At 47.4% G+C, this 23997-nt stretch carries 16 protein-coding genes; 12 read left to right on the top strand and 4 right to left on the bottom strand.

The genetic code is table 11. From position 1 onward, the window contains the following. Window positions 1-47: 47 nt before the first annotated feature. Window positions 48-1436: a dihydrolipoyl dehydrogenase gene (gene lpdA, locus EJV45_RS03110; protein ID WP_129714183.1), complete on the bottom strand. Its 1389-nt coding sequence runs from the start codon at window positions 1434-1436 to the stop codon at window positions 48-50. Window positions 1437-1931: 495 nt separating this feature from the next. On the opposite strand from lpdA, the gene EJV45_RS03105 reads away from it, so the two are divergent. Further along, window positions 1932-5210 carry a TonB-dependent receptor gene (locus tag EJV45_RS03105; protein WP_129714182.1) on the top strand — a complete coding sequence of 1093 codons (3279 nt, stop codon included), beginning with the start codon at window positions 1932-1934 and terminating at the stop codon, window positions 5208-5210. Between the two features lie 242 nt (window positions 5211-5452). Next, window positions 5453-7516, top strand: coding sequence for a prolyl oligopeptidase family protein (locus tag EJV45_RS03100; RefSeq protein WP_129714181.1), 2064 nt, complete (start codon window positions 5453-5455; stop codon window positions 7514-7516). Between the two features lie 34 nt (window positions 7517-7550). On the opposite strand, the gene EJV45_RS03095 is transcribed toward EJV45_RS03100, so the two are convergent. Further along, window positions 7551-8672 carry a PLP-dependent aspartate aminotransferase family protein gene (locus EJV45_RS03095; RefSeq protein WP_129714180.1) on the bottom strand — a complete coding sequence of 374 codons (1122 nt, stop codon included), beginning with the start codon at window positions 8670-8672 and terminating at the stop codon, window positions 7551-7553. 170 nt (window positions 8673-8842) lie between these two features. Between EJV45_RS03095 and EJV45_RS03090 the strand changes: the two genes are divergently transcribed. The 7 genes from EJV45_RS03090 (at window position 8843) to EJV45_RS03060 (ending at window position 16354) form a co-directional block, all read left to right on the top strand. Next, a complete protein-coding gene (locus EJV45_RS03090) occupies window positions 8843-9334 on the top strand; it encodes a lipocalin family protein (protein ID WP_129714179.1) in 492 nt (163 codons plus the stop codon). A 675-nt stretch (window positions 9335-10009) separates the two neighbouring features. Then, window positions 10010-11203 carry an aminofutalosine synthase MqnE gene (gene mqnE / locus EJV45_RS03085; RefSeq protein ID WP_129714178.1) on the top strand — a complete coding sequence of 398 codons (1194 nt, stop codon included), beginning with the start codon at window positions 10010-10012 and terminating at the stop codon, window positions 11201-11203. A 6-nt stretch (window positions 11204-11209) separates the two neighbouring features. After that, a complete protein-coding gene (locus EJV45_RS03080; protein WP_129714177.1) occupies window positions 11210-11836 on the top strand; it encodes a histidine phosphatase family protein in 627 nt (208 codons plus the stop codon). A gap of 4 nt (window positions 11837-11840) precedes the next feature. Next, the gene (locus EJV45_RS03075) at window positions 11841-12575 is read left to right on the top strand and encodes a menaquinone biosynthetic enzyme MqnA/MqnD family protein (RefSeq protein WP_129714176.1); all 735 of its coding nucleotides are present in this window, start codon (window positions 11841-11843) and stop codon (window positions 12573-12575) included. A gap of 125 nt (window positions 12576-12700) precedes the next feature. Further along, window positions 12701-15277 (top strand): DNA mismatch repair protein MutS, encoded by a 2577-nt coding sequence (gene mutS, locus EJV45_RS03070; RefSeq protein WP_370291141.1) that lies wholly within the window; start codon window positions 12701-12703, stop codon window positions 15275-15277. An 11-nt stretch (window positions 15278-15288) separates the two neighbouring features. After that, window positions 15289-15804, top strand: a complete 516-nt coding sequence (locus EJV45_RS03065; RefSeq protein ID WP_129714174.1) for a C40 family peptidase — start codon at window positions 15289-15291, stop codon at window positions 15802-15804. Window positions 15805-15808: 4 nt separating this feature from the next. Beyond that, the gene (locus EJV45_RS03060) at window positions 15809-16354 is read left to right on the top strand and encodes a redoxin domain-containing protein (protein ID WP_129714173.1); all 546 of its coding nucleotides are present in this window, start codon (window positions 15809-15811) and stop codon (window positions 16352-16354) included. Between the two features lie 213 nt (window positions 16355-16567). On the opposite strand, the gene EJV45_RS03055 is transcribed toward EJV45_RS03060, so the two are convergent. Both EJV45_RS03055 and EJV45_RS03050 read right to left on the bottom strand, forming a co-directional pair. Then, a complete protein-coding gene (locus EJV45_RS03055) occupies window positions 16568-18469 on the bottom strand; it encodes a DUF3857 domain-containing protein (RefSeq protein ID WP_129714172.1) in 1902 nt (633 codons plus the stop codon). Beyond that, window positions 18469-20448, bottom strand: a complete 1980-nt coding sequence (locus EJV45_RS03050; RefSeq protein ID WP_129714171.1) for a DUF3857 domain-containing protein — start codon at window positions 20446-20448, stop codon at window positions 18469-18471. Before EJV45_RS03050 ends, EJV45_RS03055 begins: the two co-directional genes overlap by 1 nt. 154 nt (window positions 20449-20602) lie before the next feature. Here EJV45_RS03050 and EJV45_RS03045 point away from each other — a divergent pair, with 154 nt between their 5' ends. From EJV45_RS03045 to EJV45_RS03035, 3 genes are all read left to right on the top strand, one after another. Beyond that, window positions 20603-21607: a 3'-5' exonuclease gene (locus EJV45_RS03045; RefSeq protein WP_129714170.1), complete on the top strand. Its 1005-nt coding sequence runs from the start codon at window positions 20603-20605 to the stop codon at window positions 21605-21607. Between the two features lie 94 nt (window positions 21608-21701). Then, window positions 21702-22721, top strand: coding sequence for an FAD:protein FMN transferase (locus EJV45_RS03040; RefSeq protein ID WP_129714169.1), 1020 nt, complete (start codon window positions 21702-21704; stop codon window positions 22719-22721). Continuing rightward, the gene (locus tag EJV45_RS03035; protein WP_129714168.1) at window positions 22721-23917 is read left to right on the top strand and encodes a Gfo/Idh/MocA family protein; all 1197 of its coding nucleotides are present in this window, start codon (window positions 22721-22723) and stop codon (window positions 23915-23917) included. Before EJV45_RS03040 ends, EJV45_RS03035 begins: the two co-directional genes overlap by 1 nt. The last annotated feature ends 80 nt before the right edge of the window (window positions 23918-23997 follow it).

Here is a 23997-nt window from a genome sequence, read left to right as displayed (position 1 = left end):
AAAGCCCCTTCGTGGTGCGAAGGGGCTTTTAAATAAATGATGAATAGTTATAAGTGAATGACTTCGCCGTATGCATCGGCGGCAGCTTCCATCACCGCTTCGCTCATGGTTGGATGCGGGTGCACAGCCTTAATCATCTCATGACCTGTTGTTTCAAGTTTGCGGGCAACCACGATCTCGGCAATCATTTCGGTTACGTTAAAACCGATCATGTGAGCACCAAGCAGTTCACCGTATTTTGCATCGAAAATCAGTTTTACGAAACCGTCTTTTGCACCTGCAGCACTTGCTTTGCCTGAGGCTGAGAAAGGGAACTTACCGATCTTCAGTTCATAACCTGCGGCTTTTGCGGCTTTTTCGGTGTAACCTACAGAAGCAATTTCCGGTGTGCAGTATGTACAGCCCGGAATGTTGTTGTAATTCAGCGGCTCAACATGCTGACCTGCGATCTTCTCTACGCAGATAATGCCTTCGGCCGATGCAACGTGCGCCAGGGCCTGTCCGCCAACCACGTCGCCGATTGCATAATAACCTTTTACCGATGTATTGTAATATTCGTCGACGGCGATTTTGCCTTTCTCGGTTTTGATTCCGGTTTCTTCCAGCCCGATGTTCTCGATGTTTGCTACAACACCGGCGGCGGAAAGCACGATTTCACATTCAAGCGTTTTCATTCCTGAAGGCGTTTTTACCTGTACTTTACAGCCTTCTCCCGCAGTATCCACAGACTCTACGCTTGATGAGGTCATGACCTCAATGCCTGCCTTTTTAAAGTTGCGCAGCAGTTGTTTTGAAACATCTTCGTCTTCTACGGGAACAATATTGTCCATAAATTCGACTACGGTTACTTTCGTACCCATGGTGGCGTAGAAATAAGCGAACTCAACGCCGATCGCACCTGAACCAACTATAACCATCGATTTAGGAAGCTCAGGAAGCACCATGGCCTGGCGATAGCCAATCACCTTTTTGCCATCCTGCTTAAGACTGGGAAGCTCTTTTGAGCGGCCGCCGGTAGCAATGATAATATGTTTGCCGCTTACCTCTTTGCTGCTGCCGTCTGCTGATTTAACCTCTATTTTATTACCGGGTTTTACCTTACCGGTACCCATGATCACTTCGATCTTATTTTTTTTCATAAGGAACTGAACGCCCTTGCTCATACCGTCTGCAACTGCGCGGCTGCGTTTCACCACGGCTGCGAAATCTGCGGTTGCTTCTGCGGTCTGAATGCCGTAATCGGCTGCATGGTTGATGTATTCGAAAACCTGCGCACTTTTGAGGAGTGCTTTGGTGGGAATACAGCCCCAGTTGAGGCAGATTCCGCCGAGGGATTCGCGTTCGATGATAGCGGTTTTTAACCCGAGCTGGGAAGCCCTGATGGCGGCCACATAACCACCCGGACCGCTTCCTAATACAATAACGTCGTAGTTCATACTTCTATTAAAGGAATAAAGTTTTCACCTCTGCGTTTGTTTCAGCCGCAGATGGTTCGCCAAAATTATAAAAAAATGTGGTTATGCAGCGGAACGCTTGTCTATGGTCGATTTAAAATGACCTGAAAATGCTTGTTGTCTCGTTTCAATAGGCTGTATATGCGATGGTTAGGCGAAAGAACCGGAACAGGCTGTTGGGCATGTGTTACCCATGCATCATAAAAATTACACACATATGTGCAGATGCTGAGCGGGAGCGTTCCCGGAATTCACGCCGATGTGAACCTTCTGATAGCTGACATAGGTAGGTATTCGTGGTTTAAATAATTGGGGTACAGTAAGATGTGATCAATTGTTAATAGATTGCAAGAAAGATGGTGCTTAACAATTATTTAATATCAGGGTGTTTACTTGCGCAATTTAAATATCTACCTTTGCAGCGGTGAAAAACAATACCAGCAAAGAACAACACAACTATTCATTAAAAAAACAAGCATGAACAAATCTTTACTAGTCAAATTTTTAGTAATTGTACTTGCGTTTGTAGGCGTTACGCTTGGCTCAGATGCCCAGGTAACGACTTCATCGATGACGGGTACAATTACTGACGGAAGTCAGGTGTTGCCTGGCGCAGGGATCAAGGCAAGACATACGCCATCTGGCACTGTCTACAATGCAACTACCAACGAGGGCGGAAGGTTTACAATCGCTGGCATGCGCGTTGGCGGTCCCTATACCGTCGAAGTAAGTTACGTTGGGTATCAGTCAAAAACATCGACCGATATCTACCTGAAGCTTGGCGAAACCGTCGTTCTAAATTTAGCACTGTCTGACTCTGCCCAAGAGTTGGCCGATGTTGTTGTTCGGTCTGCATCTGGCGCGAGCAAGTCGAAAACGGGTGCGGCCAATTCTGTTTCCCGCAAGCAAATCGAGGAACTCCCTACTTTTTCGAGGAGTGTGACTGACCTTACAAGATTAACGCCGCAATCAAATTCAGCAGGAAATGGCTTCTCATTTGCAGGCAGAAATGCATTATTCAACTCTTTGACACTTGATGGTGCACAGATGAATAACGTATTTGGTCTATCCTCACTCCCTGGCGGACAAACGGGAGCTCAACCATTTACGCTGGATGCAATCGAGGAACTTCAGATAAACTTGGCACCATATGATGTAAAACAGAGTGGTTTTACTGGAGCTGGCGTTAACGCGGTCACAAAAGCTGGCACAAACAAATTTTCCGGGTCATTTTATACATATTATAAAAATCAAAATCTTCAGGGATACAAAACCGGCGACTTCGAAGAACAAAAATCTCCGGATCGTGCCTTCATGTATAAACAGTTTGGTTTTCGCTTAGGTGGGCCAATTGTTAAAGACAAGCTTTTTTTCTTCGTAAATGGTGAAATAACCAGGCGATCTGCACCATTCTCAGCTTTTCAGGCTAATAGAGGTACAACAGGACCGAACATTTCTCGTGTTGCTTATGCAGATATGCTAACAGTTCAGAACTTGATGATGTCTAGGTATGGTTATGATGTAGGGCAAATTGACGGTTACACCAACGAGACTGAGGCAAATAATATTACAGCGAGACTAGACTGGAATATTAGTAATACCCAAAAGCTGACTATCCGGTATAATTATTTGAACTCTTTCGATGATAAGTCACCAAGCGGTTCGGGTGCTCGCGGTAGCGGCGGTCGCGGTCCGGGTCTGAACTCAATGATTTTCTCGAACCTTCGGTATCAACAGTATAATAACCTGAATTCAGTAACTGCTGAATTGAACTCTCGATTCGGGAACAAATTTGCAAATAACCTGCAATTAGTTTATTCCGCATTTCGCGACTATAGAAAGCCTTATGGTGGTGCATTCCCGCTCGTAGATATCGAGGATGGCTTTAGCGCAAATTACATTTCGTTTGGAGGTGAGCCTTTCAGCGGTTTGAATAAACTTAATCAGGACATCTATACCCTGAATGAGAACTTCAATATATTCGCCGGAAACCATACAATCACCCTGGGTGGTACACTTGGTTACCAAAAGTTCGCTAATGCCTTCGCCCAATTCACTGCAGGTCAGTTTAGATATAGAAATTTATCTGATTTCATCGCTGCAGCAAACGGCAACACGTCAATAGTGCCCTTACAGTATCAGTTAACTTATTCAGCTGATCGTAACGATCCTGAGCCATTTGCAACATTCAGCCAAATGCCTGTTGCAGTTTATGCGCAGGATGAATGGTATGTCAAGCCAAATTTCAAATTGACTTATGGACTTCGCCTTGACATGCCGATCTATACAGCAGATATTCCTTCCAATGACCGTGTTACACCACTTAGTTTTCGCGAAGGAGAGAAGCTGGATGTGGGTCAGTTGCCAAAAACACAACTTTTATTTTCGCCTCGACTGGGATTCAATTGGGACGTCCTGAAAAATTCCAAGTTGATTCTTCGCGGTGGATCGGGGGTTTTTACCGGTGCATCTACAGGCGTTTGGCTTACCAACCAAGCAGGAAATACTGGTTTGATGTTTGGCCAGGATTTCCTTACAAATCCTACAAACCGGCCATTCAATCCTAATCCGGCTGCGTACATCCCAGCTAATGCAAATATCCCTTCATCTTTTGCTATAAATTTAACGGCTCCGAATTTCAAGGTTCCGCAGATCTGGCGCTCGAGTTTCGGTGTTGATTACAGATTGCCTGGTGACATTCTTGCAACTGTTGAGGGTATGTACACTCAATCCTTGAATGAATTATATCACCGCAATGCTAACCTTGTAACTCCGAGTGGAACCTACGGAAATGGTGGAGAAACAAGACCTTATTTTCCTGGCGTTACGACTTCGGCAAATTCCAACACGGGCCCTAACCGTATCAATTCATTTATTACAAATGCTATTGTTATGGACAATACGACGCAGGGTTACGCATGGAACGTGACTGCGCAATTGCAGAAGCGTTTTGGTAAAATTGCCGATGCATCTATAGCCTATACACGTAGTGATGCTAGAGATATCACATCTACGCCTGGTTCACAGGCTAATTCAGCCTTCACAGGCAATCCGATTGTCGGCGATCCAAATAATCCAGTTCTTGCATATAGTAGCTTTGTTGTCCGCGACAGAATCATTGCTGCCGTTAATTTCAACTTTAACATTATCCCTAAATCGCCAACTACCATCGGAGTAATTTATGAAGGTGCACCAAACGGTGATGCCTTTGGCAATACCCGTTTCTCATACCTTGTCTCAGGTGACGCAAACGGAGATAACGCCTCGAATGACCTGATGTATGTGCCACGTGATCAAAGCGATATACTGTTAGTTCCTATAACTGCGAGCACTACCACTCGTGCGGAATCAGTAGATGCCCAATGGCAACGTTTAAACTCATATATTGCCCAGGATGAGTACCTAAGCACAAGACGTGGTTCGTTTGCAGAACGCAATGGGGCTGAGTATCCATGGATGAACCGTTTTGATGTACGTATCATGCAAGAGGTTAGAACACTTTTTGGCGCTCAAAATGGCAACCGTTTCAATTTCAGCCTCGATATCGTGAACTTTGGTAATCTCCTTAACAAGAACTGGGGACAAGCTCAAGTTCCTGCCTTGGCAAACTTTTTACAGTTCCAGGGAAGAGACGCAGCTACGAATAGGCCGAAATATACAGTTAGTCAAAATCTCGGTAATTCAACTTTCATACCTAACACATCAATTTCCTCTAGATATCAGATTCAGGTCGGAGCGCGTTATAGCTTCAACTAAGTTTCATAGATGGATATTCAACCGCCAGGCTTATGCCTGGCGGTTTTTTTTTGCCTTCTTTTTACTTTATTCAGGTTTCTTGTATGGTTCCAACAATTAATATCATTGCGGTTAGTACAGTCCCTTTCTTTTGACTAATCGGATTAGATAGATTTCATTTAGCTAACTTGCCTGCCATTCGTTATTTTTACTGTTGCCATAGGAATAACACCACGTTATCCACCTAATTCATGATTATGTAAATGTCAGTACAATATCCCATATCCAAAAAAACCGATCAAACCGACAACTATCACGGAACCGTTATCAGCGACCCGTACCGCTGGCTTGAAGATGACCAGGCGGCCGACACGGGAGAATGGGTCAGGGCACAAAATGAGGTTACAGAAAATTATCTCTCAAAACTACCTTTCCGGCAACAGATCCATACCCGCCTTACCCGGCTTTCTGACTATCCGCGCGAAAGCGCACCTGTTGTAAGGGGCGAGCTTGTTATTTATTCAAAAAATACCGGTCTGCAAAACCAGGCTGTGTTATATGTGCAACACGGATTGTCTGGCGAGCCCGAAATACTTATAGACCCAAACACATTTTCTGACGATGGTACCGTAGCCCTTCAGGCCACAGCTTTTTCTAAAACGCAGAAGTATTTTGCCTATTCGGTTGCAGCTTCCGGCAGCGACTGGCAGGAGATTTATGTGATGGATTTTCAAAGCCGGAAACTGCTCGCAGAAAAAATCACTTACGTCAAATTCACCGGGATCAGCTGGGCCGGCGATGAAGGCTTTTATTACAGCGGGTACGACCGCCCGGCCGATGAGGCTGCGAAGTTCAGCGCCAAAAACGAATTTCAAAAAGTGTATTACCATCGGGTCGGCACACCGCAGGAAGATGATATCCTGATCTATCAGGATCCCGAACATCCGCTAAGGTATGTTGATGTCAGCCTCACGGAAGATGAACGTTTTCTGGTGCTTCATATCGCCGAAGGCACAGACGGCACAGAAATTAAGGTGCGCGACCTACAGGCTGAGGATCAATCGGGCTTTACAACCTTAGTTGCGGGGTTCGGCACGAACGCTGCTGTTATTGATAATATTGACGGGAAACTGCTGATCCAGACCAATGCGGGCGCACCAAGATTTAAGGTTGTGATGGTCGATCCTGCTGAACCGGGAAGCGAAAACTGGCAGGTCATCATAGCGGAAGCAGAGGAGCCTTTGATTGAAGTAGGCACCGGCGGCGGAAAGCTGTTTGCATCGTACCTGAAAGACGCGGCAACCGAAGTGATTCAATATTCCCGGAACGGATCACCTGAGCACCGGATTACGCTGCCCGGGCCGGGAACGGCATCTGGTTTCAGGTGCAAAGCAGGTCAGGACTTTTTCTTTTATACCTTTACCTCATTCACCTATCCGGCAACTGTTTTCAGGTACGATATCAAGACGGGAAAATCGGTGTTGCACAAAACTCCCGGGCTTACTTTTGACCCTGCGGCCTTTGAGACAACACAGGTTTTTTATCCGGGGAAGGATGGCACGCGTATTCCGATGTTTATAACCGGAAAGAAAGGACTTGAACGTAACGGGGAAAACCCGGTGCTGCTTTATGCCTACGGCGGATTTAACGTCAACCTGACACCTGCCTTTTCAAGTACGAATATTGTGTTTCTGGAGAACGGTGGATTGTATTGCGTTGCCAACCTCCGCGGGGGCGGAGAGTATGGCGAGGACTGGCACCAGGCGGGCATGCTCGATCGCAAACAAACGGTGTTCGACGATTTTATCGCCGCTGCAGAATTCCTGATCCGCGAGAAGTATACAAATACAATGAAGCTGGCGATTCGTGGTGGCAGCAACGGCGGACTGTTGGTGGCGGCCTGTATGACCCAGCGGCCCGATCTGTTCAGGGTTGCGATTCCACAAGTCGGCGTATTGGACATGCTTCGCTACCATAAGTTTACGGTGGGCTGGGGCTGGGTAGTGGAATACGGCAGCAGCGACGATCGAGAACAGTTCGGCTATTTACTTAAATATTCTCCGTTACACAATCTCAAAGCCGGAACCTGTTATCCGGCCACATTGATCACGACGGCAGATCATGATGACCGGGTGGTCCCCGCACATTCGTTTAAGTTTGCTGCAGCGCTTCAGGAAGTGCAGGGCTGCTCAGCGCCTGTGCTCATCCGCATTGACGCCCGGGCCGGCCATGGCGCAGGAAAGCCGACGGCAAAACTTATCGATGAAATGGCAGACGTTTGGGCGTTTGTGTTCGCGAATCTGGATATGGTTGCCGGCGACACTTGATCCCGGCTCCACAAACATAGATCGCAGGCAAAAGTTACAGCTCAGCAAGAACCCGCCCCATATCCTCAATCAGATCGTCGATATGTTCCAGGCCTGCCGATACGCGAACCAGGTTGCGTGGTGTTTTTGAATCCGGGCCTTCAATCGAGAAACGGTGCTCGATCAGGCTCTCTACACCGCCAAGGCTGGTGGCCTGTGCAAAAAGCTTCAGGTTATTTACCAGTTGCCGGGCAGCTGCCTCGCCACCCCTCAGCAAGAATGAGAACGTACCGCCAAAGCCGGACATCTGTTTTTTAGCGGTTTCATGCTGAGGATGATCGGCATGGCCGGGGTACAGGACTGACTCAACTTTTGGATGATCGCGGAGAAAACCTGCCAGTGCAGCCGCATTTTCGCAGTGACCGCGCATGCGGTAGGCCAGCGTCTTCAGACTTCTAAGCAGCAGAAAACAATCGAACGGGGCCGCCACCGCGCCGCCGGTCTGCTGGATATTTTTGATCCGTTCCCAGAATTCGTCGCGTTTTGCCGTAATCAGCACGCCGCCGAGTACATCACTGTGCCCCCCAATGTACTTGGTGGTCGAATGCATGACCATGTCGGCGCCAAAGGCAATCGGGTTTTGAAGAACGGGTGAAGCAAAGGTACTGTCGCAGGCAAAAATAAGCTGGTGACGCTTTGCCAGCTGTCCGATAGCTTCAAGGTCAGTAATCTTCAGCATAGGGTTCGATGGTGTTTCCACCCAGATCAGCCGCGTTTCCGCTTTCACCGCTGCTTCGACTTTTTCCAGGTCTGTCTGGTCAACAAAATCAAATGTCAGCGTTTTATTAAAAATTGTAAGCAACTGTTTTTTAAATCCCCAGTACATATCGTCGGGAGCGATAATATGGCTGCCAGGCTCCAGTGCCTGAAAGAGCGACATACCTGCAACATTGCCCGAAGAAAAAGCTGCTGCAGCTTCGCCATTTTCCAAAGCGGCAAGCACAGTTTCAAGTGCTTCCCGGTTAGGATTACTCACCCGGCTGTACATGTGTCCGCCCGGATAACCACCCGTCTCATCACGAAAAAATGTAGTAGACAAGCTGATAGGCTGCGTTACATCGCCCGTAGCCGGTTTAACGAGATTAGCTGCGTGGATGCTGATGGTTTCTGGTTTCATGCTCAAACGTGTTAATGTTTCGGATGGCTTTGTATTTACGCAAATGTATCCGCTAAAAACGAAAAACAGGCCGGTTTGGCAAGATTTATGTAAAGTTCAGGACGAAAATGGTATCGTACAGTCGAGATGCCTTCAAACATAAGAAACTTAAAAACTTAAATGATCTGAAAATGAAAAAGATAGTGTTCATCATGGCGCTCGCCATCAGTGCTCTCACCATTCAAAGCTGCTCTACACAAAATGCTGCAAGCACGCCCGCAACTGTACGTCGCGGAAGTGTTGTAGGTAATTGGGTACTGAACGACATTACTTTTGAAGGTATTCCTGCGCAGGCAGTTCGCGGTCTGTTTGGTGAAAACTCTTACGCCTGCTTTACAGGCAGTACCTGGAATCTGACCAATAGCGGTAACGGATCATATACGCTTACTGGCGGCACCGGCTGCGCATCGGGAACACAGAACATCTTCTGGTCTGCAAGTCCGGCAGATCAAACGTTCCAGTTCAAAAAACTGATGGAAGGACAGAAAGCAAAAGACATTGCTGACGGCTACCGTCTGATCCTGGTTTCGGCAGACAAACAGTCTATGGTCTTGAAGTCGCCGATCGAATATGGCAGCGCCACAGCAAATGTTGTTCTTAACTTTACACGCGCCGCAAAATAAAACGCCGATAACATATTTATTCCAAGCACCTGAACGGGTGCTTTTTTTTTTGCTCAAGAAATTTGAAACCCATGTTGCCTGCTCCGGATTCATCATTCAACGATTAAACTGCTGCAACTAATCTTAAAGCGGCGGCTGTTTTTTGACAATATTCCACAAAGAACCCAGGTGTCAACCTGCGATCCGAACTGTTTCTGCTTGTTTTCCAGTTAAGAAAGTCGCGTTCATACAGCACTTGTTACATGCTGTCCGGACAGGAGAGCACCCCCGTTCGAAAGTACCCGCTTATATCCGTTTATATCCGGATATAAACGGATATATCCGGATAACATCGGGCTAACAGGTTGCGCTGTGCCCATCTTTGCATAAGCGGAAGGCAACATCGCTTATCCATTGCAAGACATAAAACAGCAAAAAATATGGAATCGACAGCAAAAATTATCAGGCTTTACACCCCCTCAGTGCCGGTACTCGGCGTTATTAGAGGCAGTCACCCAACAGATCACCAAGAGCCGGCACGGTCACAAAAAAAGTGGCATCCGGCACGCGGGCACAAGCCCGGGGGCAAACCGCCCTTTACCCTGTTCTACTGCTACAGTGCGTTAGCAAGCTTACAACAAAATGATGCGCATTCGCCCTGATAGTTGTATTTTTGCCGCACCAATACCGATTTTTATGTCATCAGCAGCAAGCCTACAGGCGCTTATACAAGATTCCGCTCTCGACGCAACGTTAAGGGCCATTGCAACGAAAGTTTCAGCCGGCGAGCGCGTAAGTTTTGATGAAGGCGTCTACCTTTACGAGCATGGGGAATTGGCTTATCTCGGTATTCTCGCCAACTTTATCAGGGAGAAAAAACACGGCGATCATACTTACTTCAACAGGAACTTCCACATTGAGCCCACAAATCTTTGTGTTTACGACTGCAAGTTCTGTTCGTATTCACGGATGCTCAAAGAGCGCGAGGAAGGCTGGGAAATGAGCGTAGACGCGATGATGGAAACCCTGAAAAAGTATGATGATGAACCTGTTACTGAAGTGCACATAACAGGTGGGGTTGTTCCCAAACAGAACCTAGACTTTTATGCAGAATTTTTCAGACGGGCCAAGGCACACCGGCCTGACCTGCATATCAAGGCGCTGACCCCGGTTGAGTACTACTATATTTTCAAGAAGGCAAAGCTGAGTCATTATGACGGAATGAAATTTCTGAAAGAAGCAGGATTGGATTCCATGCCTGGCGGGGGAGCTGAAATTTTCCATCCGGAGATTCGCGAAAAGATTGCTCACGATAAGTGTAATGCGGAACAGTGGCTGGATATTCACAGGCAGGCACACAGCCTCGGCATGCGATCAAATGCCACCATGTTATATGGACATATCGAAGCCTACTGGCATCGCATTGACCATATGGAACGGCTGCGCCAGCTGCAGGACGAAACCGGGGGCTTCCAGGCCTTTATCCCACTGAAATTCCGCAATCAGCACAACCAGATGGAGCATGTGCGTGAAGTTTCTGTGATCGAGGATTTAAGGAATTACGCTGTAGCGCGCATTTATCTTGACAACTTTGAGCACATTAAGGCATACTGGGCAATGATAAGCAGGGAGACTGCCCAGCTTGCGCTGAACTTTGGTGTAGATGATATAGACGGAACGCTGGATGACACAACCAAAATTTACTCGATGGCGGGTGCAGAGGAACAGACACCGGCCATGAGTACCCGCGAACTTGCCAGCCTGATAAAACAGGTTAACCGGAAACCGATTGAGAGGGATACGCTGTATAACGTTGTAACTGATTACTCGACCTATGTATTTGAAGAGGAAGCAAAACCTCAGTACTATAAGTTGCCCGTAATCAACTAATTATTCATGGACAAGGAACTTTATATTATAAGACACGGCGAGACCGAATTAAACCGGCTGGGCATTGTACAGGGCAGGGGAATAGATGCCGATCTGAATGATACCGGTCGCGCGCAGGCGGCAGCTTTTTATGAAACTTACAAAAACGTTGCGTTCGACAAAGTTTATACTTCAACACTGAAACGCACCCACCAAACCGTCCAGGGCTTTATCGACTCCGGTTTACCCTGGGAGCAACTCTCCGGCCTTGACGAACTGGCCTGGGGCGAATGGGAGGGACAGCCAAATACCGAGGAGGCCCGGGAAGTCTTCAGGCTGCTCGTCGAGGAATGGCTGAACGGCAACTACGACGCCAAACTGAAAGGCGGCGAAAGTCCACGTGAGGTAGCCGAACGCCTCAAAGCAGCCATGCTCACAATTGCCGCGCAGCCAAACGAAAAAACCGTACTTGTGTGCATGCACGGCCGGGCATTGCGAATTCTGCTCTGTGTTTTGCTCAATAAGCCGCTAAACCAAATGGCCGAGTTTGCTCATGTAAATACAATACTGTACCGCGTTTCGCTTACGGGCGATATTTATGATATTATCGATCCCAACAACAGCGATCACCTTCAACTACTTACACAATCATAGACCTTTGGAAAAAATCCGTATCTCTGCCGTTTCATATACCAATACAAAACCATTTATCTACGGACTTGAACACGCCTCAGTTAAAGAAAGTATAGACCTGTCGCTTGATATCCCTGCCGACTGTGCGGCAAAACTCATCGAAGGTCAGGTAGACGTCGGACTTGTTCCGGTCGCCGTTTTCCCACTGGTTCCGAACGCAAATATCATCGCCGATTATTGCATAGGTTCTGACGGAGCCGTTAACTCGGTCTTTATTTTTAGTCAGGTGCCCGTTCATCAGATCCGAACGCTTAGACTCGACAGCCACTCGCGTACTTCCAATCAACTCGCACGGGTGCTGCTTAAGTTTCACTGGAAACAGGAAGTGTCTTTGGTTAGCGGAGATGTGGCGGCAGATGCATTCGTATTAATCGGCGACCGTACATTCGGTCAGAAAGACAAACACAGTTTCGCCTACGATCTTGGCGAGGCCTGGAAAACACATACTGGGCTTCCCTTTTTATATGCCGCCTGGATCGCCAACCGGGAAATAAGCAACGAATTTAAAATGCAGTTTAACGAGGCGCTCAGGTATGGACTCGACCATCGGAAAGAAGTAATTCAGGCCCTTCCCGATTTTCCTGAATTCAATAAGGAAGATTATCTTATGAATAAGCTGGATTTCAGTCTTACCCCCGAGAAACGACGGGCTATGGACCTGTTTTTGGCTTACATAAAAGAACTGGAAAACACGCAGTAGCCATTTCTTCAACACTGCTGCGAATTTTCAACAATAAAGCGCCTTCCCGAAATTAGGCGTTATCTTTAGGGTTTTCGTAAATCGCATTTATTTTGGCAAAAAGCACGACAAAAGAAACACCGTTAATGCAGCAGTACAACGCAATCAAAGCGAAGTACCCGGGTGCTCTCCTGCTGTTCAGGGTTGGTGATTTTTATGAAACCTTCGGTGAGGATGCCGTCAAAACCGCCCAGATCCTGGGAATCGTGCTTACACGCCGGGCAAACGGAGCTGCTACACATATTGAGCTGGCTGGTTTTCCGCATCATTCACTGGACAATTACCTGTCAAAACTGGTTAGGGCGGGGCAGCGGGTTGCCATCTGTGATCAGCTTGAAGATCCGAAAACTACCAAAACAATTGTAAAACGGGGAGTAACGGAACTGGTTACTCCGGGTGTTGCCTACAGCGACAATATCATCAACCAGAAAAGCAACAATTACCTGGCCTGCGTTTACTTTGACAAAACGCAGACGGGTGTTTCTTTTCTCGATATCTCAACCGGGGAGTTTCTACTCGCCCAGGGAAACAATGCCTATGTTGACAAACTGCTGCAGGGTTTTAAGCCGAATGAAGTCATCTTTCAAAAGTCTAAGAGAGGAACATTTCTTGAAGAATTCGGCGATAAGTTTTACACCTTCGGCATGGACGAATGGCCTTTCACCAGCGATTATGCGAACGAGGTTCTGACAAAACATTTTGATGTCAGCTCGTTAAAGGGATTTGGCATCGAAAAACTACAGGCAGGAATCGTAGCTGCCGGAGTGGCGCTGCATTATCTTGGTGAAACGGAACACCGGAACCTGCAGCATGTAACTGCGCTGACGCGGATCGAAGAAGATAAATACATGTGGCTGGACCGCTTCACCATTCGCAATCTCGAACTGGTTAACAGCACAAATGATAATGCCGTTACGCTGTTTAACGTTCTCGATCAAACGGTTACACCGATGGGTGCAAGGATGCTGCAGCGGTGGATCGTCATGCCGCTCAAGGAACTTCAGCCCATTACCGAACGACTGGAGATGGTCGATTTTCTTTTGCAGCAGCCCGAACTTCGGGAAGACCTTATTGGCCGGATCCGGCAGATCGGCGACCTCGAACGGCTGATATCAAAAGTAGGCTTGCAGAAAGCTGGTCCGCGGGAACTCGTTCAGCTAAAAAGGGCCTTACAGTCAATTGAAACCATCAAGACCTTGCTGAAAGATCATGAACATGCCTATCTCCAAAAGTTTGCGGCAGCGCTCGATCCCTGCAGCGTATTACACGAGCAGATTGCCCGCCAGCTGCAGGAAGACCCGCCGGCGCTGCTTATCAAAGGCAACGTGATCGCTGATGGGGTAGATGAAGATCTGGATAAACTCCGGAAAATCGCTTTCGGGGGGAAAGATTACCTGGTTGAATTGCAAAAGCGCGAAGCCGAAGCTACCGGTATACCGTCACTGAAAATTGCCTTTAACAACGTGTTCGGCTATTACCTTGAGGTTACGCATACCCACAAGGACAAGGTCCCGGAGAGTTGGATCCGGAAACAGACACTGGTCAATGCAGAGCGTTATATTACCCCCGAGCTTAAAGAATATGAAGATCAGATTCTGGGTGCGGAAGAGAAGATCCAGCACATTGAACAACGGCTCTATGCACAATTGCTGCATGATGCCGCCCGGTTTATAAAGCCCATTCAGAAGAATGCATTGCTCATAGCCCGGCTCGACTGCCTGCTTTGCTTTGCCTGCCTGGCGGAAAAAAATCACTACGTAAAACCGGTCGTCAGCAAAAGTAAAGTGCTTGATATCAAAGGCGGAAGGCATCCTGTTATTGAAAAACGCCTTCCCGCCGGCGAAGAATATATCACGAATGATGTCTACCTGGACAACGAATCGCAGCAGATCATTATCATTACAGGCCCGAACATGGCGGGTAAGTCGGCATTGCTGAGACAAACCGGTCTGATCGTGCTGATGGCACAGATGGGATGTTTTGTGCCGGCAAAAGCTGCAGAGGTAGGCCTGACTGATAAGATATTTACCCGCGTAGGCGCGTCTGACAACCTATCCTCCGGCGAAAGTACTTTTATGGTTGAAATGAACGAGACGGCCAGCATCCTGAACAACGTGTCAGATAACAGCCTGATTCTTCTTGACGAGATCGGTCGCGGTACGAGCACTTACGATGGCATTTCGATAGCCTGGGCTATCGCAGAATTTCTGCATCAGCAGCCCAATGCCAGGCCAAAAACACTGTTTGCCACACATTACCACGAGCTTAATGAGCTTTCGGCTACTATGCCCCGCATTAAGAACTTCAATGTTTCGGTGAAGGAGCTCGGCAATAAAGTGATATTTCTGCGCAAGCTCGTGCCGGGTGGCAGTGAACACAGCTTCGGGATCCACGTGGCTAAAATGGCAGGAATGCCGCCACGGCTGGTACAGAGGGCCGGGGAGATTCTCAAAAAGCTGGAGATCGACCGGACTGAAGGGCAAAGTATAAAAGACAGTATTAAAAAGGTTCAAAACCAGGCATATCAGCTTCAGATGTTTGCCGTCGATGATCCGGTTCTTATCAAAATAAGGGACAGCCTCAATAATCTTGATGTAAATGCGTTAACTCCGGTAGAAGCGTTGCTCAAACTGGACGAGATTCAGCGCCTCATAAAGACCTGACAAACCATCATATGACCTGTATACGAAGAAACGCCGTCTTAGCAGTTATTTTTCCGATCCTTCTGTTAATGGCATCCTGCGGTGCCAGAAGACATCCCGTAACATCAAATACAAAGGCTGCCATGGCCGCAGATGCCATGTCAAAGATTGGCAATAAAGACTTGTACCGGTTTATCAATGACTGGGCAGGCGTTCGCTACCGGTTCGGCGGTCTTGATAAAGGTGGTGTGGACTGTTCGGGCTTCGCCTATCTTTTGCAGAAGGAGATTTATGGTCATGTGCTTCCGCGCAGATCGCGCGATCAGGCTACCGTGGTAAATCAGCGGTCTGAATCGAATTTAAGGGAAGGGGACCTGATCTTCTTTTCATTCGGCGGCGGGGAAATTGACCATGTCGGCGTTTACCTGAACAACGGATTTTTTGTTCATGCTTCAACAACACGCGGCGTCATTGTCGATGATCTTAACCTGCCTGCGTATAGAAAGGTTTTTACCGGGGGCGGATCCGTCAAAAATATAACAAGATAACAGCATGAAAAGAACTTTTATTTTCCTCCTGCTTTTTTGCCTGGCGGCACCGGCCTTTGCACAGAAGGCATTGAAAGCGGGCGATTTTGTCGACAACATTGAGCTCATGAATGTAGATGATCGGATGTACAGCCTCAATGCGCAAAAGAATGCCAAAGGTTTTATCCTCGTATTCATGTCAAACACCTGCGATCATTGCATCCGTTACAAAGACCGCATTATCGCCCTCGACCAGAAGTTTAAAAGCCGGGGTTATCCGGTTGTAGCCATAGCTCCGTATGGTGATGACCCCATCAAATATCCGCTGGATGCGATGCCGAAAATGAAAGAATGGGTGAAGCAAAAAAACATTCGTTTTCCTTACCTCGCCGACAGGGCATTTAAGTACTCTTTTCTGTTTGGCATCAGGCACACGCCTGAAGCAGTGGTGTTACAACGTAAAGGATCCAAGTACGAGATTAAATACATCGGTGACATCGATGACAATCCAGATCAGAAAAAACCGCTGACAAACCGGTATGTAGAAAATGTTCTGGCCAGAATCGGGTAATCTTGATTGTCCGGTCAATACCGGCAAGGGGATCCGCTCAACTACCCACCATGCCACATTCAATCAGCAACATCGTTATCATTAGTGAGAAACACGCCACGTAAAACAGACGATTCCTTCTGGACCAAATACAAGAAATTCGCTGTGACCGAAATTCTCATGTATCTGATCATGATTATCGGCATCGGTCTGGGAATAATTTTGTTAAGCTGATTAGCGCGTACCTTTCATAAACACGGCCCGATGCTGGTCAAGCTCATGAACCCGCATCCTGAATTTACTGAACTCCTCGTAGGCCGCCGGGGCGAATGTACCCTCCTTTATTACCAGTTTTCTTCTGTAAAGCAACCGGTTCCCGCTCTGCGTAACTTTCAGCTCATAAGTTCCGAATTGATTGTCTATGCGTACATCTTCAGGTTTCGTTTCCAGCCGCAGATCAGTCGGCATGGTGTATACGATAGAATCGATATCGGTATAGCCGCGGTTCAGATAAACCGGCATGGTACGTGTTCGCAACTCGGGTATTTGTCCGCTGCGGTTAAATGCGTTCAGTACAAGGTAAGTCCGGTTGGTGCTTCCTGTTGCATACGACGGGAGTCTGCAATTGAACGATTCGATGAAGCTCGGCACCGGCTTTTCTTCGTTTAGGTATTTGATATCAGAGACGATGATGTTGTCGACATCATAGATTTCCTTGAGCGCCTCCAGCTGCTCGCCAGCCTGTTTGTTACTTATATATTGGTGCGCATCGTACTGACTGCCACCAAAACGCGTTTCGACGGTACCGGTTAGTGTGCCATTGGCCGCAACCTCAAAGAAGGCAGTTCGCAGTTGAATATTATCTTCAGGTCTTAGCTTCGGCGTGCGGAGCAGTTTACCGCCCTCGGGCGTACAGGCGAGAACGGTCCGGTCATCGGTAAAGTCGCCCAGAAAACCAAACGGTAATTTTTGATTGGTACACTCAAGCCAGGTCGTATCTCCTTTGAGCGGCAGACACAGGATGATGTGGTTACCCTGCCTCATGTCTGCAAAGTCGGCCATCATACTTTGTTTATAATTTCCCGCATTAACAACACAGTAATAAGATTCGATGCCGGCTGCATCAAGCAGCGACTGCATGTAGTTTACAAGCGCTTTGCAATCACCGTACGATAGCTGGTCTACTTCCTGGGCAGACATTGGCTGCAACCCGCCAACGCCGATCTGCACACTGATGTAACGAACCTTTTGCTGCAGGTACTGATATAATCTTTTTGCCTTTGCCTTATCATCCGGTAGGTCACGTACCATGTCTGCCACAGCAGCGGCTGTGTAAGGCGATAACTGCCGTTTCCCTTTTAAAAAGTTCTCATAGGTCCATCTGCCAAGTTCAGTCCAGTCGCGATACTCGCCCCTGAAGCCATGATAATAAAACTTCTCTACAGCAATGCGTACGGCAGGCAAAAATGTTTCTGTATCCGGACCGTAGACTTCCTGTCTGACAGCCGGAAGATTTTCGGCTGTCCAGGTTATTTTATGTTGTTTTTCCGTCTTTTCTTCAAAAGGCTTTCCGGTAAAGTTGCTGGTCTTTATGCGCAATTTATCTTCCGGCTGCGAGATAAAAACATACTGGCTTTTCTCAACTGAGATATCAAATCCGGGTATCGGCTGCCACTCGGGCAACACAAGATTTTGTTTGTACCGTTTTTCATACTCATATACGACTGTGTAGGGATAGAGATGCTCATCAGGCAGGTAGTGTTTTAGCCTGTCATCACTGAAGAGCGTGCCCCCGTCAACGGCACTCTCATCTGAAAAATCAGACAGACTGAATTTGCCTTTTACAGCCCCCCATTCGTTAATTACCTGACCGCGAACATACTTAATGCTGGAATTTTTGTTGTACATAAGCACCAGGCGGGCGTGTTCGCGTCCGTTTTTGTTCAGAATGGTAATGGCTGTTTTTATCCGTACACCAACATCATTCGGTGCGCGCATGTCTACGGTAGTTTCCATGTCCCGCACAACTGCATTTGCCCTTACTTTCAGGGCGGCCGGTATTTGTGCTGCCGGATATTGCGCACTTGCAACAGCAGCAAGCAGGCTAAAGAGAAGCGTGTAAAGTGATGAGCGCATTAAAGTGTTTTCTTAAGAACAATATCTGTTTTCTGCAACTGGATAATCCGGCTATAGAATTCCTTCAGACTGAGGTACTCGTTAGGCGTATAGATCGATTTATCTAGCGTAAGCATTTGTGAAAATGTAAGTACGCTGTTTTCAAAGGTAGTCTGTGTCAGGAACCGGCCGCCTTTATCCGGAAGCCCGATTGAAAGATCGGCAGGTTTATCTACAACCGCATACTTGTCAGGAAACCGGATATTGGCAACTATGCGAACATCGCGCTGAGCACCCAGATCGACCGGATAGTTGCGCTCACTGAGGTTAAATGGGTTTTTTTGGATTCTGTCAACTAAAAACGGGTTGAAATAAAGTTGATTGTGATCGGTTCCGTCATACATATCCATCTCAATTTGATAGATCTCCGAAAGCGCCATATCGACCGTGTCGAGGTTAGAAAATGCGTATTTCAGGATCTTTGTCTTGGGCATCTTCTCGTCATACTTTTCGACATACTCATCCGGACTGTTATAACTGTTTATCTGTTTACGCCTGTCTAACGCCGCATATCCGTTGGTATAGATGTTCATGGTGCCGACGAGTTTCCCTTTCTCATTGATTTCGCCGTTCAGCACATACCGGGTTGCTTCGCGTTGTGTAGCTTTCAGGTCTATCCATTCTGAGGCTTTTTTAAGGCTGATCACACGCCCCTGGTCATTAATACAGCGTAAGGGCAGCAGACCGAAAGGAAGCAGGGGGTCGGTTGCGTCGAGCAGGTAACTTTTGTCGCCTATATTCAGCCGGGCTACGACGTAATCAAAGTCGCTGATAACCGGAAACAGCTTGTTTATTGCGCCGTTGGCCCTGGTAGAAAGCATCACGGCCTCAGCCTCGAGACCGGCCGCGGTCAGCGCTGAGATCAATGCATAGTTGATATCGGCCACATTTCCTGAATGGGTTTCAAATGCTTTTTTTACGCCCGCGTCAGAAGATATGCCCCGGTAGTTGTTCCATTTAATATTCTTTTTGATATAGGCATAGATAACCTTTGCTTTGGCCAAAGGATCTGATATGTCTTTCAGAAGGGGAGCCACAACGTCTTTGAAGACGTCTGCCCGTTTCATCTGGGTGCCAATATTTTTATCTGTTTTTAACTCATAATCGACATCCTTCCAGCTCTTGGTGTAGTTGATTTTAGCGCCCTGCAGTGTCTGCTGGTCGCTCAGCTCAAAATATATCGCCGACATAAAGTTTGATGCCGCAGTCATGAACTCTTCTGAACGAAAAGCAGGTATCGAATCCATCCTGTAAGTGATCTTAGAACAGTCTATCGCAACACCATTAATGCGCAGGCACTCCCGGTCAAGCGCTGCATCCTGTTTGCTTAATTTATAAGGTCCCCTGAGTGCGACGTTATAGTTATAGATGGCCGGTATCCTTGCAATGTAGGTACTGGTACGCTTTGGAATCTCTGATTGAAACTGCCAGGTCCTGAAGTTAAATAACCTGGGCGATTTTATCTTATAACTGTATTCAATTACGCTGCCTGGTTTGAGGTTTGGCATGCTGAATTTGACCAGTTTGTAACTTCTGTTTACATCTTCATAGTAGATCTTTTTCGGATCGAGCGGCGTTCTTACCCATACCCTGTCTTCTGCGTTGAAGGTAGCAGCGACAATCTCAGAAATTTCTTCGTTGTTATCATATGAACTGCTCTTATACAGCGGAATGGAAATATCGCCGTTCGAAAAGCCTTCCTGATTCAGGATTTTAATCCGGGCATGATAACTGAAAAGAAGCATTGTCTGTCCCTTTGCATCATCCAAATCGATTCGTGAAAGTCCAAATTCATTGAGTACGGCTGCATTAGCCAACGGATCAAATTTCCGGATATCAAATTCCGCATCAACCGCTTCCATACGGCCAAATTCAAAGTCCTGAGCTTTGGAAACAAAGGTTCCCAGCCCAAGAAAAAGGGATAATAAAAGTTTTCTCATTACAGTTTGTTTGCAGAGCCAAGATAAGGACAATAGATAAATCGTGGCACACGAGGAAAAAAAATATTTTTTAACGATTTCCCGATGAAATTGCCATTTTTGAAAAACGAAAGGGCAGTTTAAATCTTTACCTGCTGCCAGAAATCCATTCTGCATGAAACTACAACTGAAACGTCCGCTGGCTTTTTTTGATATTGAAAGCACAGGTGTGAACGTAGGCGCTGACCGCATTGTTGAACTCGCGGTACTGAAAGCTATGCCAGACGGAACCGAGCAGTTGAAAAGCTGGCGGATCAATCCGGGAATGCCAATTCCATTACAATCCTCACTGATTCATGGTATTTATGATGAGCATATCGCCGATGAACCACGTTTCGAAACGTTAGCTACAGAGATTGCCGGTTTTTTTGCAGACAGTGATCTCGCCGGTTACAACTCAAATAAGTTTGATATTCCCTTGCTGCTTGAGGAATTCCTGAGAGCCGGTGTAGATTTTGATATGACCGACCGCAAATTTGTCGATGTGCAAAACATCTTTCACCAGATGGAGCAGAGAACGCTCCGGGCGGCGTATAAATTTTACTGCAATTCAGACCTCATCAACGCGCACTCGGCAGAAGCAGACATTCGTGCAACCTACGAAGTCCTGCTTGCCCAGCTGGAAAAATACGCGGAGACCGAGTACGAGGACAAGCAGGGCAACAGGAGTTTCCCGGTCAAGAACGATGTCGAAGCGCTGCATGTGTTTACGAATCTGCAAAAACCGGTAGATTTTGCGGGCCGCATGGTCTATAATGAAAACAACGAGATCACTTTCAATTTTGGTAAACACAAAGGCAAAACGACCGATGCTGTATTCGATATCGAGCCCAGTTACTATGCCTGGATGAAACAGGGCGACTTTCCGCTTTACACCAAAAAGAAACTTGATGAATGCTGGGCAGCCTGGAATGCTAAAAAGCAGGAACAACGCCTGGCCAGGCAGCCGGATGCTGATTCAAATCAGCAGCCAAGACCACAGCAACAACAACGGCCTCAGCAGCAACAGCAGAAAACCTATCGCAAGCCGCATCCTGGCTATCAGCAGCAGAAGGCAAAACCTGACGGTCCGGTAACAGACGATATGTTGGAACAGCTTAAACTGAAATTCGGGAAATAAACGCCCGCTGTCGAAGTTGTTACACGTCGCGTTTGTTGAAGGTTATAAAAAACGGTAAATTTACCGAAACACCACTCCGCTGGGCTAACCACAGATGAAACAGTTGTGCTTCTTTATTTTGCCTGCACTGCTTTGCCTATCCTTAACCGGGCGGAAGCAGTGGCAGAAAATTTATTTCGAAGGTCCTGCACAGGGCACCAGCTACCACATTACCTATTACGCAGCAGATACCCTGGTAAGGCAGAACCAGATCGACAGCCTGCTTGCAGTGATTGATGGCTCAATGTCTTTATACCAACCATCGTCACTTATATCACGATTCAACAGGGGAGACGGGCAGATCGTTCCGGATGAACACCTGATGCGCGTCGTAAAACGTTCAGTCGATATACAACGGCGTACCAACGGTCTGTTTGATATGACTATCCAGCCGCTTACCCAGCTCTGGGGTTTCGGAACCGGCAGCCTGAAGCAGGAACCCGATACGCCCATGGTAAAGGCTGCCCTCAGCCTTGTTGGTCCGGATAAAATTGTTATCTCGGGCAATCGTTTAATTAAGCGAACCAAGGGTGCCGGTTTAGACTTAAACGGCATAGCGCAAGGTTATACCGTAGATGTCATTGCCGCTCTGCTGAAAAAAAACGGCATCTCCAATTTCCTCGTTGAGGTTGGGGGCGAGTTGCTTGTTTCAGGGCGTAAAATGCCTTCCGGCGATGCCATGCGTATCGGTATCGAATCCCCGGTAGAATATGGCCCCGGCCAGCACGCCATGCAGCGCATCCTTACACTGGAAAACGGAGCGATCACCACATCCGGCAGCTACCGCAAATTTTACGAACGCGGGGGAAAACAAATCAACCACATCATTAATCCAAAGACAGGGTTTCCGGTCAATAATGAATTGATCAGTGTAACGGTACATGCCGGTGATGCCATGACGGCGGACGGCTATGACCAGACGTTGATGCTGATGGGATTAAAAGAAGCTATGGATTTTGTAAACCGGCAAAACGAGATTTCAGCATATTTTATTTATAAAAAACCAGACGGCAGCGTTGCAGATACCGCATCAGCGGGGTTCGGGCGCCTGCTCAAACAAACACATACGAGGTAATGCAGAGGAGAAAATTTATCAGGAACACCGGCTTGCTTACGGCCGCAGCATTATTTGATGCCCCGCTTAACCAGGTTTATTCCATGACAGCGGGCCCGGCCGTTAACCTGGGGATTATCGGAACAGGAGACAGGGGAACAGGGATGATGAACGTTATCAATTCCATGAAAGAGCGGTTCACCATCAAAGCAGTCTGCGATATCTTTGATTTCAGGCTGGCCGCAGCAAAACGACTGAGCCCGGCTGCCCGGGAAGTAAAGGATTACCGCCGTATTCTGGATGACCGGAATATAGATGCAGTGGTGATTGCGACCCCTTTGAATCTTCACTATCAAATCGCGCTGGAGGCGCTAGAAGCCGGCAAACATGTCTACCTCGAAAAAACGATGACGTTCGACATACCGCAGGCGCTGAAGCTCGTCGAACAATCGGCCCGTTATAAGGGGCAGATCCTGCAGGTCGGGCACCAGTACCGCTACTCGCCACTCTATTACAAGGTAAAAGAGATGATTGAAAAGGGTTATCTGGGCAAAGTTTCACAGATCGACTGCCATTGGGACCGTAATTGGGACTGGCGCAGGTCTGTGCCGGCGGGTTACAACGACAAACAGATTAACTGGCGGCTGTATCGGGAATTCTCAGGCGGACTACCGGCCGAGCTCCTTTCTCATCAGATTGATTTTGTGAACTGGGCATTTAACACTCATCCTGATCAGGTGCTTGCTACCGGGGGTGTGGATGTGTACAAAGACGGACGGGAGACTTTTGATAATATTCAGGCCTTGCTTCGTTACAATAAGGAAGGCATGGTAGGAAACTTTGGTGCTACCTGCGGAAACGCGCGCGATGGTTACATATTTAAGATCAAAGGAAGCAAGGGCATGATTTCGCTGCTGGTCAATGAAGGAAAGTTTTACCCCGAACCGGAAACGCGGAAGGAATTGCAGGTAGTTGATGGTGTATCAGGCGCAACCAAAATTGAATGGACACGCGATGGCGGAATTGCTGTCCTTCCTGAAAAAACGAAAGACGGAACTTATTATGCCTTTGAAGACTTTTACCGCGCCATTCGCGAAAACAAACAGCCTTCCTCAAACGTGCACACCGGTGCAACAACCGCCGTATGCGTGCACATGATCAATCAGGCGGCGTTTAATGGTACGGTAGAAAACTGGAAGCCGCGGTATCAGGTATAAAAAAAGCCCGGACGTTTTCATATCCGGGCGCTCGTATGCATAAACAGGGTTGATTGCCCGAAGGCGTTGAGTTGATTAAT

Source organism: Pedobacter sp. SYP-B3415, assembly GCF_004138205.1.
In the GTDB taxonomy this organism is placed as follows: Bacteria; Bacteroidota; Bacteroidia; order Sphingobacteriales; family Sphingobacteriaceae; genus Pedobacter.
Note: the sequence above shows the minus strand (reverse complement) of the source record. Positions and strands in the feature narration are given on the sequence as shown.